General features: G+C 35.6%; 15 protein-coding genes. 1 reads left to right on the forward strand and 14 read right to left on the reverse strand.

The window, feature by feature from the left end; translation table 11 throughout:
• Positions 1-5 precede the first annotated feature (5 nt).
• From CCY98_RS04165 to fliI, 13 genes are all read right to left on the reverse strand, one after another.
• Positions 6-455 carry a hypothetical protein gene (locus tag CCY98_RS04165; RefSeq protein WP_112057333.1) on the reverse strand — a complete coding sequence of 150 codons (450 nt, stop codon included), beginning with the start codon at positions 453-455 and terminating at the stop codon, positions 6-8.
• Positions 455-1,282 (reverse strand): UTP--glucose-1-phosphate uridylyltransferase GalU, encoded by an 828-nt coding sequence (gene galU / locus CCY98_RS04170; protein WP_112057334.1) that lies wholly within the window; start codon positions 1,280-1,282, stop codon positions 455-457. The genes CCY98_RS04165 and galU overlap by 1 nt, the downstream gene beginning before the upstream one ends.
• Positions 1,283-1,294: 12 nt before the next feature.
• On the reverse strand, positions 1,295-2,071 hold the full coding sequence (locus CCY98_RS04175; RefSeq protein WP_112057335.1) for a DUF815 domain-containing protein: 777 nt from the start codon (positions 2,069-2,071) through the stop codon (positions 1,295-1,297).
• Entirely contained in the window at positions 2,071-4,311 is a 2,241-nt protein-coding gene (locus tag CCY98_RS04180; RefSeq protein ID WP_112057336.1) for an AAA family ATPase, read from the reverse strand. The genes CCY98_RS04175 and CCY98_RS04180 overlap by 1 nt, the downstream gene beginning before the upstream one ends.
• 9 nt (positions 4,312-4,320) lie before the next feature.
• On the reverse strand, positions 4,321-4,626 hold the full coding sequence (locus tag CCY98_RS04185) for an ATP-dependent Clp protease adaptor ClpS (RefSeq protein ID WP_112057337.1): 306 nt from the start codon (positions 4,624-4,626) through the stop codon (positions 4,321-4,323).
• An 89-nt stretch (positions 4,627-4,715) separates the two neighbouring features.
• Positions 4,716-5,273, reverse strand: a complete 558-nt coding sequence (locus tag CCY98_RS04190; protein WP_112057338.1) for an isochorismatase family protein — start codon at positions 5,271-5,273, stop codon at positions 4,716-4,718.
• Positions 5,274-5,284: 11 nt separating this feature from the next.
• Positions 5,285-6,247, reverse strand: coding sequence for a TIGR01212 family radical SAM protein (locus CCY98_RS04195; protein ID WP_112057339.1), 963 nt, complete (start codon positions 6,245-6,247; stop codon positions 5,285-5,287).
• Positions 6,248-6,252: 5 nt separating this feature from the next.
• On the reverse strand, positions 6,253-7,623 hold the full coding sequence (purF, locus tag CCY98_RS04200; protein ID WP_112057340.1) for an amidophosphoribosyltransferase: 1,371 nt from the start codon (positions 7,621-7,623) through the stop codon (positions 6,253-6,255).
• Between the two features lie 9 nt (positions 7,624-7,632).
• Positions 7,633-8,400, reverse strand: coding sequence for a 4-hydroxy-tetrahydrodipicolinate reductase (gene dapB / locus CCY98_RS04205; RefSeq protein ID WP_112057341.1), 768 nt, complete (start codon positions 8,398-8,400; stop codon positions 7,633-7,635).
• 11 nt (positions 8,401-8,411) lie between these two features.
• Positions 8,412-9,350, reverse strand: coding sequence for a thioredoxin-disulfide reductase (trxB, locus tag CCY98_RS04210; RefSeq protein ID WP_112057342.1), 939 nt, complete (start codon positions 9,348-9,350; stop codon positions 8,412-8,414).
• Between the two features lie 2 nt (positions 9,351-9,352).
• Positions 9,353-9,835, reverse strand: coding sequence for a hypothetical protein (locus CCY98_RS04215; protein WP_112057343.1), 483 nt, complete (start codon positions 9,833-9,835; stop codon positions 9,353-9,355).
• A gap of 28 nt (positions 9,836-9,863) precedes the next feature.
• The gene (gene trxA, locus CCY98_RS04220) at positions 9,864-10,181 is read right to left on the reverse strand and encodes a thioredoxin (protein ID WP_112057344.1); all 318 of its coding nucleotides are present in this window, start codon (positions 10,179-10,181) and stop codon (positions 9,864-9,866) included.
• A 112-nt stretch (positions 10,182-10,293) separates the two neighbouring features.
• The gene (gene fliI / locus CCY98_RS04225; protein ID WP_112057345.1) at positions 10,294-11,592 is read right to left on the reverse strand and encodes a flagellar protein export ATPase FliI; all 1,299 of its coding nucleotides are present in this window, start codon (positions 11,590-11,592) and stop codon (positions 10,294-10,296) included.
• Positions 11,593-11,684: 92 nt separating this feature from the next.
• On the opposite strand from fliI, the gene CCY98_RS04230 reads away from it, so the two are divergent.
• Positions 11,685-12,575 carry an NAD(P)H-dependent glycerol-3-phosphate dehydrogenase gene (locus CCY98_RS04230; protein WP_112057346.1) on the forward strand — a complete coding sequence of 297 codons (891 nt, stop codon included), beginning with the start codon at positions 11,685-11,687 and terminating at the stop codon, positions 12,573-12,575.
• Here the strand turns inward: CCY98_RS04230 and CCY98_RS04235 are convergent.
• Complete coding sequence (locus CCY98_RS04235; RefSeq protein ID WP_258438667.1) at positions 12,572-13,579, reverse strand: asparaginase; 1,008 nt, start codon at positions 13,577-13,579, stop codon at positions 12,572-12,574. The genes CCY98_RS04230 and CCY98_RS04235 overlap by 4 nt on opposite strands.
• Positions 13,580-13,648 lie beyond the last annotated feature (69 nt).

Here is a 13,648-nt window from a genome sequence, read left to right on the forward strand (position 1 = left end):
TTCCTTTATTTTTTATTTTTCTCGCTACTTTCTCGATTTTTCAATGCCGCACTAATGAGTGTTTCAATTTCTTTTTTAAAATTTGGATTTGCCTTTACAAACTCTTCCCTATATCTTGCCACGCTATCAATATCAACAGCAGAACAGCACGCCAAAGCCGAAATAAAATCCATCCTATCTTTATAATCTTTGCTTTCTTTCTTTAAGCTATCAAAATTTAAAAAGTTTTTCCTAAAAGCATCTAAAATCTCATCTAATTCTTCCCTGCTAGGGCTATTTTGCAAAATTGAAATAAGGTATTGAATATTTTTTAGCAAATTATCCCTGCTTTTTTGTGATTCAAGATAAGCTTGAATCTTACCTAGAATCAAAAAAGCACTTGTAAGTAAAGCAAAAGGCAACATCGCAAAAAATAATGCCACCCAAATAAAAAGATAAAATTGAAAGCTATACACTATTTGCCTTGATATTTTTCATAAAACACATTAGTTGCCCTAACAAATCCATCAACACTTCCGCAATCATAGCGCACACCCTGAAATTTATAGGCAAGCACCATTCCCTTTTTGCATTGCTCCATTAAGGCATCTGTAATTTGAATTTCACCATTTTTACCAGGTTTTGTGTGCTTTAAAATTTCAAAAATATCAGAAGTTAAAATATAGCGCCCAATAATAGCTAGATTACTTGGGGCTTCTTCTATGCTTGGCTTTTCAATCATATTATCCACCATAAAAACACCATCATCCACTTCTCTACCAGAAATCACTCCATATTTACTTACCTCTTCTTTTGCTACTTCTTCGACGGCAACAATAGAACATTTGTATTTTTTATAAATTTCACACATTTGAGATAGCACTCCAACACCACCCTCATTATCACACAAATCATCGCTTAAAATCACCCCAAATGGCTCCTTGCCAATAAGATTTTCACCCACTAAAATCGCATGCCCTAATCCTTTCATTTCCATTTGTCTTGTATAAGAAAAAGTGCAAGTGTTTAAAAGGCGACGAATGTCTTTTAAATAGCCCTCTTTATTAGTTCCTTGTATTTGGTGTTCTAATTCATAACTAATATCAAAATGATCTTCCAAAGAGCGTTTACCCCTTCCTGTTACAATTGCCATATTAGCAACCCCTGCTTCAATAGCCTCTTCTACGCCATATTGTATTAAAGGCTTATTAACAATGGGTAGCATTTCCTTAGGTATTGCTTTTGTAGCTGGTAAAAATCTCGTTCCATATCCTGCAGCTGGAAATAGGCATTTTTTTATCATCATCTCTCCTTTTTAAATCAAATCTATCAAACCACTTTCGTAAAGTTTAAAAAATTGTGTTGCGATTCTTGGATTTTTTGAACCCCTTTTAGATGCAAAAATAAGAGCTTTTTGTCGAATATTTTCCCAATTATCGGGATTTTGCAACTCTAAAGGCAACTTTTTAAAATAACCTTGCAACACTTCTAAATATTCTTGATTGCCATGTGTATAAAATCCAATACAAAGTGGAAATCTCTCAAACAAAGCAATTTTATCTTCATTTCCCTCAAATCCAAAAATTTCATTCTCACTATGAAATTCTGGCATTAAATGGCGACGATTAGAAGTTACATAAAAGCGAATATTTTGTGGAAATCTCTCAATACTACCTTCTAAAATTGTTTTTAGATTCTTATATTCTTGATCATTTTCATCAAAACTCAACTCATCACAAAAAACAATAAACTTATAATCTTTGGTGCGTAAAAAATCTAAAATTTCAGGCAACACTTTCAAGTCTTGTTTAAAAATTTGCAAGATTCTCAAACCTGCTTTAGCGTATTTTGGCAAAAGTGCTTTGATTAATGAAGATTTTCCACAACCTCTAGCGCCCCAGAGCAAAACATTCACACCCATTCCCTTAAACAAAAAAGATTCGGTATTGGCACATAAAAGCCCTATTTCTTTTTGTAAATTATAGAAATCTTCCCACTCATAATTTTCTAATTCATAAACTTGATGCAAATAGCCACTACTGCGATAAATGGCAGCACAATGTCGCTCACAATCCCATTCAAACTGATTCATCAACGACTTCTTTTGATTTTAACTTTATTGTTTAATGGTTTATTTTGTTTAGTTTTACAGCTAAAAGAATCACTTTTTTTATTGTAGCTAAAAATAACTTCACCGCCTTTTTCTAATTTACCAAAAAGCATTAAATCACTAAGAGGATTCTTAATTTTCTCTTGAATCACAAGCCCAAGAGGTCTTGCACCAAGCTCTGGATTATATCCAAGTTTAGCAAGTTGTTCTTTAGCGCTCTTATCTAGCAAAATATGGATATTTTTAGAAACAATTTGCTCGTTTAAATCGTTGATATTCTTCTCTACAATTTTTAGAATTTCTGCTTCACTTAAAGGATTAAAAGCCACAATAGCATCCAAACGATTTCGAAATTCAGGTGTGAAATTGTCCTTAATGGCAGAATTGAATTTTGTCGCAGAATCTTGTGCAAAACCAAGTGTTGGAGCTTCTTTGGAGCCAACATTAGAAGTCATAATCAAAATCACCGAAGAAAAATCTGCACTCTCCCCATTATTGTCTGTTAGCTTGGCATTATCCATCACTTGCAAGAAAATATTCAAAACATCAGGGTGTGCCTTTTCTATCTCATCTAAAAGCAATAAAGTATGAGGATTTTTCTTAATCATTTCTGTAAGAATCCCTCCCTTATCATAGCCCACATAACCAGCAGGTGCACCAATAAGTCCAGAGCTTGAATATTTCTCCATATATTCACTCATATCAATACGTTCAAAATTAATCCCTAAAGCCTTAGCGATTTCCTTAGCCAACTCTGTTTTCCCCACACCACTTGGACCGCTAAACAAAAAAGAACCAATGGGCTTATTAGGCGATCCAAGTCCAGCTTTATTTCGCTTGAGCGCTGTTACAATCTCTTTGATAGCCAAATCTTGCCCAAAGATTCTATTTTGTAGGTATTTTTCTAAGTTTCTTAAGAGATTCTTGTCATCTTTAGTGGCTTCAATCTCGGGAATCTTTGCCATTTTAGCCACCATTTGTTTAATGCTAGAGAGACTTACCTTGCCACTCTTGTTAGCTAGTTTATAAGCCGCTCCAACTTCATCAATCACATCAATTGCCTTATCAGGCAAAAAACGATCATGCAAATAACGGCTAGAGAGCTCCACTGCTAACTTAAGCGATTCTAGCGGATAGGTAACATTATGGTGTTTTTCATAGTATTTTTTAATACCCTGTAAAATCAAAACCGCTTCTTCTTGACTAGGCTCATCCACATCAATTTTAGCAAATCGCCTTGAAAATGCTTTGTCTTTATCTAAAAAATTTCGGTATTCTGCATAGGTGCTAGCACCAATACATCTAAGTTTTCCACTGCCAAGCATAGGCTTTAAGAGATTACTAGCATCCATACTGCCGCTATTTGTAGCTCCTGCTCCAATAAGCATATGAATCTCATCGATAAATAAAATAACATTTTTGCGCTCTAAAACTTCTTCACCTAAAGCTTTAATCCGCTTTTCAAAATCCCCTCGATACTTCGTTCCTGCAACAAGCGCCCCCATATTAAGCATAAAAATTTCATTACCAAAAAGTGGATTATTCTCTTGATTTAAAACAATTGCCAACCCCTCTGCAATAGCTGTTTTCCCAACTCCTGGCTCACCTACTAAGAGTGGATTATTCTTTTTGCGTCTTAGCAAGACTTCTAGACATCTTTCAATCTCTTTGTCTCTCCCAATAATTGGATCAATTTTGCCCTCTTTTGCTTCTTGTGTGAGATTGATGCAATATTTCTCTAATACGCTCTCTTGTTTATTTTCATCTTTTTCAAACTTTTGAGTTTGTTGTAAATCTTGATTTTCTGTAATATACTCTAAAATATTAAGGCGTGTGATTCCTTGGGCTTTAAGAAGCTGAGTGCAAAATGCTTTGTCTTCCTCTAAAATTGCGGCTAACAAATCTCCAACTTGAGCTTCTTTGCGTTGAGCACCCTTTACATGGCTTACCATAATTTCAATAACACGCGTAACAGCTAGAGTTTCTATAGGCAACTCACTCACATCAGGGTGAGACTGCAAAAAATGCATTAAATAGCGCTCTATTTGCGATTTGAGCGCTTTAATATTGCCTCCACATTCTTCAATAGCTTTTTTAATTGTTTGACTATCCAAAAGAGAATGGAAAATATGCTCTAGTGTAAGGTATTCATGCCCTAAATGCTTAGCACGACTTTGTGCGGCTTGCAAAATATAATTTAATTCTTTGCTAATCTCAATCATCGCATTTCTTTACATTTTTTCTAAAATGGCTCTTAGAGGAAATTGTTTTTCTTTTGCCATTTTTCTAACCTGCATTGCTTTAGTTTCTGCTATATCATAGGGATAGATTCCACACATTCCACGCCCATTATGATGAATTTGCAACATAAGATTGAGCGATTCTTCAAAATTTTTGTGAAAAATTTTCTGCAAAATCTCTATTACAAAATCCTGAGTGGTATAATCATCATTAAGTAAAATAACTTTGTAGCGGATAGGTTCTTGTAGCTTTTCAAGGGTTTCTGTTGCGTTTTCAATTTGATTTTGTTTGGGCAATTTTCCCTCCAAAGTAATATTAAAATAAAGTAATGCTAAATTTATATTTTTAGTATAGCATTTTTTGCTTAAAATTTTTACCTTTTAATTTATTCTTTGACAAGTGCGCTAATAGTTTTAAAATTTTCTTCCCTAGAATGCAAAAGAAATGAAAAAAGAGCGCTCTCAGTGCTTATGATTCTTGCTCCCAAGTCTCTTAGCTCTTGCATTGCCAAGGCGTGATTATGATCATCTCTGGCACTGCAAGCATCCTCTATAATAAACACTTCAAAATCTCTCTTTAAAGAATCCAAAGCCGTTTCTCGCACACAAATATGACTTTCAATGCCAAAGAGAATAAGAGTTTGAGCATTGCATTTTTCTAATGCTCGACAAAAAGTCTCCTCCCCAAAAGCACTAAAAGAATTTTTTTGGATAATTTGACTAGAATGGCTTACAATAGCCTTGCCCAAACCTTTTGGATACTGCTCCAAAACCAAAGCATTTTGACAAAAAGCCTCCACACATCTCAAGAGATTATTAGCATTTTTTAGAAGTTTTTCTTGGTTTTGCATAACCCCAAAAAGTTTTTCTTGAATATCAACACAGACAAAAACGCACCCCTCTTTGGCAAAACTCGCTTTTTGTTTTAGAGTATATGAAGGCATATTTTCCTCTTTTAGTATTCAATTCCTGCTGCTCTTAACGCATCTCGAATGGCACGCATTTGGATATTTTTATCAAAACACCACTTAGGCGCAATAAGCGTATCATTTCTCACTCCCGCACTTACACGATGAATGACTATATTTTGCGGAATCATCTTAAGCGTTTCAACTATTAATTCAATGTATTCATTGAGTGTAATAGGCTTGTATTCCCCCTTGGCATGCATTTGTGCTAAAATAGTCTTTTCAATAATATATAGTGGATGAACTTTAATCCCATCACTTCCCCACTCTAACACTTGCCTAAGGCTATTTAACATCATCTCTTTACTTTCATTAGGTAATCCATAGATAATATGAGAACAAACCTTTAATCCCCTTTGCTTAGTCTCCTTAATCCAATACTCCATTCCCTCTGTGGTATGTCCGCGATTAATAAATTTCAAAGTTTCATCATAAACAGATTGGATTCCATATTCTATCCAAATCTCTTGCTTTCTTGCCTCTTGCAAATTTGCTAAATAATCTAATAATTCCAAACTAACACTATCAGTTCTGGTACCAATAGACATTCCAACTACATTAGGCAAATTAAGTGCTTCTATGTAAAGTTTTTGCAAAGTATCAAATGGCGCATAAGTGTTAGTAAAAGACTGAAAATAGATTAAATATTTCCCAACACCAAACTTATTTTTATGAAAATCGGTTTGCCATTGATATTGACTATGAAGCTGTTTGAGTTGCATTGGCAATAGTGGATTATCCTGCATTCTAGGATTAATCTTTAGAGGTACCTTTGGTTCATGTTCTAAAGTCGGAGAAAAGCTTTCATTTTTACAAAAAATACAACCTCCCCTAGCGACACTACCATCAATATTTGGACAGGTAAATCCAGCAAGAGCAATTGGAATCTTTCTTACCCTTTGCCCAAAACGGCGTTTGCAATAACGCCCAAAAGTCAACATTTGCTTCATAAAACTTACCTTACAATATAATTATTATCAAAACAGGCTTGACAGAATTGATAATTTTCCACCCCTATGCTTCGCCTTAGACCCTCAAGCGAAAGAAAAGAAAGAGAATCGGCTTTAATAAACTCGCAAACTTCTTCATTACTCATTGTAGCACTAATTAGCTCATCTTTACTTGGCGTATCCACCCCATAAAAACAAGGTGCAATAGTTGGTGGAGAAGAAATTTTCATATGAATCTCTTTGGCGCCACAATCGCGTAATATTTTAACAATTTGCTTACTAGTAGTCCCTCTAACAACCGAATCATCAATCACAATAATGCGTTTGTTTTCTATTAATTCTCTAATTGGATTTAATTTTAACTTAACTTTTAATTCTCTAATTTGCTGGGTTGGTTCTATAAAAGTTCTCCCCACATAGTGATTCCTAATAATTCCTAATTCAAAAGGGATTCCACTTTCTTGCGAATATCCAAGCGCAGCTGCCACGCCACTATCAGGAACAGGTATCACAATATCAGCATCAATTGGATTTTCTTTAGCAAGTTCTACGCCCATAGCCTTTCTAATATTATATACCAAACGCCCAAAAACATGGCTATCTGGGCGCGCAAAATACACATATTCAAACACACAAGGATAAGGATTCTTAGGCATAATATGATGACTTTCAATACCATCTTTAGATAGCACAAGCATTTCACCTGGTTCCACATCGCGCAAATATCTAGCATTCACCAAATCAAAAGCACAGGTTTCGCTTGCCACAATATAACCAACACTACCATCGTTATTTTGTATCTGTCCTAAACTTAGCGGTCTAAAACCATTTCTATCGCGAATAACAAACATTTTCTTGCGACTTAAAATAATGAAGCAAAAAGCCCCCTCTAATTTTAAAACCGCCTCTTTAATCCGATCTACTAGATTTTCTTCCTTGGCTTTTGCGATCAAATGAATAAGATTTTCTGTATCCATATGACTTTGAAAAATGGCGCCATCCCTAATAAGATCATTGCGAATCTTTTCCGCATTCGTCAGATTCCCATTATGAACAATAGCAACTTCTCCCAAATCATAACGCGCAAAAATAGGTTGTGCATCACTTAGCGAATCGGCTCCTGCGGTTGCATAACGATTATGTCCTACTGCACTGAAGCCTTTTAGTTTTTTTAAAGTTTCATCGCAAAAAACATCAGTTACTAATCCGTGATCTTTGATAGTTGTGATCTTTTCTCCATTACTTGAAGCAATCCCAGTAGCCTCTTGACCACGATGCTGCATAGAAAAAAGAGAATAATAAGCAATACTTGCTGCATTAGGAGCGTTATAAACCCCCACTACTGCACATTCTTCATTCCAATTTCTTTCTTCCACTTTGCCTTCCTATAAACCCAAAGAATCTTCAATACCATAAAGATTGTTGGGTTGATTTTTTAGCCAAAGAGCAGCTTTAATAGCACCTTTTGCAAAAGTTAATCGCGAAGTTGCAGTGTGTGTGAATTCCAAATATTCTCCCTCGCCATAAAAACCAATATTATGGATTCCTGCAACATCCCCACCACGCAACGCCATTACACCAATTTCATCTTTTGTGCGCTCTCCAATATTTCCATTTCTACCACTAATACGCACTTTATCCAAATCAAGATTCCTTGCTTCTGCACAAGATTTTGCAAGTCTTAGTGCAGTTCCACTTGGAGAATCTTTTTTGAAATGATGATGTGTTTCAACAATTTCAATATCAAAATCTCTTAACGCACTTGCAACAAGCTTAATAGCTTTATTGAGCATCGCCACACCCAAGGACATATTACTCGCATAAAGAATAGGCATTTTTTTGGCTGCTTCTTTTATTAAATTTTCATGGTGTGATTCCAAACCAGTTGTCCCTATTACAATAGGGCGAGGATGTTTTAGAGCAACTTCTAGTAATTGTTCTGTTCCTTGTGGAGTTGTAAAGTCAATCACCACTTCACAACTCTCCAAAAAAACTTTCAAATCACTTGTGATGAGTGTTCCTGGCTCAATGGAAAAATCTAATTCTTTTCGCGCATACACGCTTTCTAACTTAATCACTTCGCTTTGTTTAGCAAGTTCTACTATTAGTTTTCCAATGCGTCCGCCTGCTCCAAAAACTCCAATTTTTAGCATAAATGCTCCTTTTATTTATGATGCTCAATATACTCTATGGCTCCAAGCGCAGCCGTAGCACCATCAGCTGCTGCACAAACAACTTGCTTTGGCGCATCTTCTCTTAAATCTCCTGCAGCAAACAATCCTGGAATATTTGTCTCCATTTTAAGATTAACAACAGCTTGTCCATATTCATTTACTTCACATAATGATGAGCCATCTTCTTGCATAAGCACAGAATTATTAACATTATAACCAATTAATACAAAGATTCCAGAAATATTAATCTCTTTTTCACTTCCATCTTGGAGATTTTTGAGTTTTAAACCTGTAACCCCAGAATCATCACCGCAAATTTCATCAATCCCATAAGGCGTTAAAAATTCAATTTTTGGTTCGTTCTTGGCTCTTTCTAGTGTTGTAGGAGAAGCTCTAAAAGCATCGCGTCTGTGGATAAGCGTAACTTTAGAGCAAATCTTAGCCAAATAAATTGACTCTTCTACGGCAGTATCACCACCACCTAAAACCGCTACTTCCTTACCTTTATAAAAAAATCCATCACAAGTAGCACATGAGCTTACACCCTTGCCCCAAAAAACATCCTCTCCTTTAACACCAGATCGTTTAGGGCTTCCACCTGTAGCAACAATAACCGCTTTTGCTTGTTCTTCGCTACCATCACTAAAAATAATGCTAAAATGATCTCCCACTTTTTTAACACGCAAAACTTCCTTCATTTCGTGTTTCAAGCCAAAACGAAAGCATTGCTCCTGCCACGGCATCATAAAATCAAATCCACTTTTAACTTCAGAAACACCGGGATAATTTTCCATTTCACTGCTTGAAGTAATCTGTCCTCCAGGCATTCCCTTTTCAAACATAACAACATTTTTTAATCCACCTCTAGTGGCATACAATCCAGCGCTAAGTCCTGCAGGTCCTCCACCAATAATTGCTAAATCTAACATAATTATTCTCCTTGAGTTTGTTTAAAATTTAATATTTTATAGATTCCACTGCTTTTTAAATGTCTATAAAGTATTAAGTTTTCTTTATCTTGCTTTATAATAAAGCACCTAGGAATCGCCTTGAGTTCAAATTTATGCACAAGGCTCAACATTACTTCGCTTGAAACCTTTAAATTAATCACATTACTAGCATAGCTCTCGCCTTGTTGATACAAATCCACAGCCAACACAGTAAGCTTTGTTTTTTTGCTCTCTAACTCCAAGGCTTCTTGCCATTTTGGAACATAAGAGCTAAAAAAGCATATTCTATACTCCTTATCTTTTGGTTCAAACAAAAACATTTTTTGATTGTTTGTTGCATAAAAGGAATCGTTTTTAAAATCAACCTCAGCAACCGCACTAAAAGAATAATAATAGTATAAAAATGCACCAACTACAAAAACTACAATAAATGCAATGGGGAATCCAGGGCAACACTTTTTCATTATCCCTTAGATTCTCCCAAAATTTAATTTAGAGCAAACTATCAAGCTTGTCTTTGAAACCAGCTTCAGTAGCAGCTCCAATCATTTCATCAACTTTTTCACCATTTTTATAGAAAAAGATTGTAGGAATAGAACGAATTCCAAATTTTGCTGCTAATTCTTGTTGCTCATCTGTATTAACTTTGCATATTTTTGCTTTTCCTTGATATTCTGCTGCAAGTTTATCAATTACTGGGGCAATCATTCTGCAAGGACCACACCAAGGTGCCCAAAAATCCACCATTACTACACCATCTTTGATTGTCTCATCAAAATTTTGCTCTGTTAATTCAATATAACCAGCCATATTTTTCTCCTTAAATAATAATTTTTATCCTTGGCATTATACGATAAATACCTTAAAAAAAATAAAATCTTATATAAGAATCTTTAAAATTTATTTTACTAATGTAACTTTTTTATTGCATAAGCTCAATAAGCCGTCTTGTGCTTTCTTGATAATCCCAAACCTCATCATAACTCTGTCGCAAATAATCCTCCATATCCACTTTTTTAGCAATAGCTTCATCCATTTCCTTATCGCTCCCTGCCTGATAAGCGCCAATTCTAATTAAAACTTCATTTTCTTTTAGAATTGAATATAGTCTGCGAAATTTTCTTGCGGCTAAAATATGCTCTTTTTGTGCAATATCATTCATAAGCCTTGAAGCAGAATTTAAAATATTAATAGGTGGGTAAATCCCAAAATCAGTCAAGCTTCTATCTAATACAATATGTCCATCTAAAATACTTCGGCTTTGATCTGCAATAGGATCACTCATATCATCACCTTCAACCAAAACGGTAAAATATGCAGTAATAGAACCCTTGCCTTCTTCTTTTCCAGCGCGCTCCATTAATTGTGGCAAAAGCGTTAAAACAGAAGGGGGATAGCCTTTGGTTGTAGGTGGTTCGCCTAATGCTAGTCCAATTTCTCTTTGCGCCATTGCAAAACGCGTTACAGAATCCATCATAAAAAGCACATCTTCGCCTTTGGCTTTGAAGTATTCTGCCACACTCATTGCAGCAAATGCACCATATTTTCGCATAAGCGGTGAATCATCGCTTGTTGCAACAATCAAAACAGTATTAGTCAAATCTCCACCAAGATTTTTCTCCACAAACTCTGGCACTTCCCTGCCTCTCTCGCCAATTAGGGCAATGACTTTTATTTTTGCCTGTGCGCCTCTCACAATCATTCCCATTAGCGTAGATTTTCCCACTCCACTTCCTGCAAAGATTCCTAGCTTTTGTCCCTTACCACAAGTTAAAAGTCCATCAATGCTTTTCACACCAACACTAAAAATCTCATCAATCATTCCACGCTTCATTGCAGCAATAGGCTGTCTAATAATAGGCATTAACCCTTCAACTCTAAGCTCTCCCTTGCCATCAATAGGCTCTCCTAGCGGATTAATTACTCTACCCAAAAGCTCCAAACCCACAGGAATCTGCAAACCTTTTGTATTTAAATAAACTTTATCACCAACCTTTGTTCCCTCCACAAAAGAAAAGGGCGTGATTTTAAAACTACCACTCTCTAAAGTTGTAACCATTCCTATGGTATTTGAGTTTTCACTGACAACGCGAACAATATCGCCAAGACTAGGAGAAAGTCCATTAGCCGATAAGAATCCCTGTTCTACTTTGGTAATTAACCCAAAAGTTGGGGAAAGATTCAAGCTATTAAGGCGCTCTCTAAGATTTGCTAAAGACATAAAACTCTCTGTATTGCAAAATAATAAATTTTGGATTTTAGTATAATTTTATTAAAATAATACTTTTAAAACTCAAAGCTTGAAGGAAAAAAATGGCTAAAATCAGCGTATTTGGCGGTGGTGCTTGGGGCAAGGCATTACATTTTGCTTTTGGAGAAAAAAATGATTCTTATATTATTTCAAGAAAAAGTCTTAATTCCCCCAACCAAATCTCTCAAGCACAAGCACAAAATAGCGATTTTTTTGTCGTAGCAATTTGTAGCTCAGCTCTAGAATCGTGGCTAAAAGATTCTCCCCTCCCTCAAGAATCTAAGATTCTAGTAGCTTCCAAAGGTATAGCAAATGGGCTGTTTGTAAGCGATATTTTCTCTAAATTTTATCCCAAAGCGCAGCTAAGCTTCCTTGCTGGACCTAGCTTTGCCAAAGAAGTCTCCCAATCTCTCCCTTGTGCGCTTAATGTGCATTCTAATAGTCTCCAAAGCGCCCAAGAATGGCTAGATTTATTTCCCAATTTTATCAAGCCTTATGCTAATGATGACATTATAGGTGGAGAGATTGGGGGAGCGTATAAAAATGTGATTGCCATTGCAAGTGGAATTTGCGAGGGAATGGGGCTTGGTAATAATGCAAGGGCTTCTTTAGTAGCTAGAGGGCTTGTTGAAATGACTCGATTTGGAAAATTTTTTGGCGCAAGAGAAGAAACTTTTTTGGGATTGTCAGGAGCAGGTGATTTGTTTTTAACAGCCAACTCCACACTTTCAAGGAATTTTAGAGTTGGTCTTGGATTAGCTCAAAATAAGCACTTGCAGGAGATTTTGGATAATCTAGGCGAAGTTGCTGAAGGGGTGCAAACTTCTAAAGAAATTTATGCACTAGCCCAAAAAAATGAAATTTACACACCTATTGCTAAGGAAGTTGCCCTTATTATGGAAGGGAAGAATCCAAAAGTAAGCCTAATGGATCTAATGAAGCGAATGAATTAAAATTTTTCAAAATATTCTGCAATTTTTCTAGGATTATTAGTTTGTGTTAAGGAGAGCATCAAAAGAATCCTTGCTTTTTGTGGATTAAGATCATTAGCCGAAACAAACCCTTGAGTGTTTTCTTCTTCGCTTAACAATACCATTCCACAGCCTACTCTTGAGCTTTTTACCACTTGTAGTTTATTTTCTTTTAATAACTCTATTAAATATTCTTTTTGATTCTTGTGGATACTCCCAGCACCACTTCCTGCAATCACTAATCCCTTAGCACCTGCCTTCAAAAATGCTTCAATAGCTACTCTAGAGCCATCATTAGCATAGCTATAAACAATATCTACCTTAGGCAAAGAATCTAGCCTTTCAATGTTAAATGGAGTTTGCAGGGTATGCAATTTAAGATTAATAGTCTTAAAAAAGACCTTGCCATCTACAATATAACCCATCTCTCCACCATTTGGGGATTGAAAAGATTCTACATTTAAAGTATGCATTTTAGTAGCTTCCCTTGCAGAATGGATTCTATCATTCATTACTATCATCACGCCCTTTGCTTCAGCGTTTTTATTTCCTGCAAGACTAATGGCATTATAAAGATTCCTAGGACCATCTGCACTCATTGCAGTTGCAGGACGCATAGCACCAGTTAAAACCACCGGCTTATCACTCTTAATTACAAGACTTAAAAAATATGCCGTCTCTTCCATTGTGTCTGTTCCGTGCGTTATAACAATGCCATCAATCTCAGAATCTTTTAAAAGCACATTAATAGTTTTAGCAAGTTTAAGCCAAATCAAATCAGTCATATCAGCACTATCAATGTTTGCAATCTGTTTAGTTTGAATATTAACTATACACTGCAATTGCGGAATTGCTTCAATCAATAACTCCACGCTTAAACTGCCTGATTTATAATCCGTTGTTCTAAGCTTGTTTTTTGCTTCTCCAGCGATTGTCCCACCTGTTGCTAATATCATAATATTTGGTTTATATGTTTTTAAACTCACCAAAATCCTTTTTTGAAGCCCTTATACTTTTATTTAATGATTTTTGCTTGTAATTCTAACACTTTTTAT

The organism is Helicobacter sp. 11-8110, assembly GCF_003288905.1.
Classification (GTDB): domain Bacteria; phylum Campylobacterota; class Campylobacteria; order Campylobacterales; family Helicobacteraceae; genus Helicobacter_D; species Helicobacter_D colisuis.

Bases quoted from the DNA above. Each gene is read 5' to 3' on its own strand.
- galU (WP_112057334.1), bottom strand. From the start codon at position 1,282: ATGATAAAAAAATGCCTATTTCCAGCTGCAGGATATGGAACGAGATTT.
- CCY98_RS04175 (WP_112057335.1), bottom strand. From the start codon at position 2,071: ATGAATCAGTTTGAATGGGATTGTGAGCGACATTGTGCTGCCATTTAT.
- CCY98_RS04180 (WP_112057336.1), bottom strand. From the start codon at position 4,311: ATGATTGAGATTAGCAAAGAATTAAATTATATTTTGCAAGCCGCACAA.
- CCY98_RS04190 (WP_112057338.1), bottom strand. From the start codon at position 5,273: ATGCCTTCATATACTCTAAAACAAAAAGCGAGTTTTGCCAAAGAGGGG.
- CCY98_RS04195 (WP_112057339.1), bottom strand. From the start codon at position 6,247: ATGAAGCAAATGTTGACTTTTGGGCGTTATTGCAAACGCCGTTTTGGG.
- dapB (WP_112057341.1), bottom strand. From the start codon at position 8,400: ATGCTAAAAATTGGAGTTTTTGGAGCAGGCGGACGCATTGGAAAACTA.
- trxB (WP_112057342.1), bottom strand. From the start codon at position 9,350: ATGTTAGATTTAGCAATTATTGGTGGAGGACCTGCAGGACTTAGCGCT.
- CCY98_RS04215 (WP_112057343.1), bottom strand. From the start codon at position 9,835: ATGAAAAAGTGTTGCCCTGGATTCCCCATTGCATTTATTGTAGTTTTT.
- trxA (WP_112057344.1), bottom strand. From the start codon at position 10,181: ATGGCTGGTTATATTGAATTAACAGAGCAAAATTTTGATGAGACAATC.
- fliI (WP_112057345.1), bottom strand. From the start codon at position 11,592: ATGTCTTTAGCAAATCTTAGAGAGCGCCTTAATAGCTTGAATCTTTCC.
- CCY98_RS04230 (WP_112057346.1), top strand. From the start codon at position 11,685: ATGGCTAAAATCAGCGTATTTGGCGGTGGTGCTTGGGGCAAGGCATTA.